Annotated in this window: 2 tRNA genes; both read right to left on the reverse strand. The window is 44.1% G+C overall.

From position 1 onward, the window contains the following. Position 1: 1 nt before the first annotated feature. Positions 2 to 77: transfer RNA gene (locus KO533_RS22565), tRNA-Gly, on the reverse strand. Positions 78 to 119: 42 nt separating this feature from the next. Beyond that, positions 120 to 195, reverse strand: a tRNA-Gly gene (locus KO533_RS22570). Between the last annotated feature and the right edge of the window lie 27 nt (positions 196 to 222).

The raw sequence follows: 222 nt of genomic DNA on the forward strand, positions 1-222 counted from the left end.
TTGGAGCGACATATCGGGTTCGAACCGATGACCTATACCTTGGCAAGGTATCGCTCTACCAACTGAGCTAATGTCGCGTAATCTTTATTAATGATTTGGTAAATCACTAAGTTTTAATTTGGAGCGACATATCGGGTTCGAACCGATGACCTATACCTTGGCAAGGTATCGCTCTACCAACTGAGCTAATGTCGCCTTTTGTATCGCTGCTACACTTGCCTT

The sequence above is a fragment of the Shewanella sp. NKUCC05_KAH genome (genome assembly GCF_019345585.1).
Classification (GTDB): Bacteria; Pseudomonadota; Gammaproteobacteria; order Enterobacterales; family Shewanellaceae; genus Shewanella; species Shewanella oncorhynchi.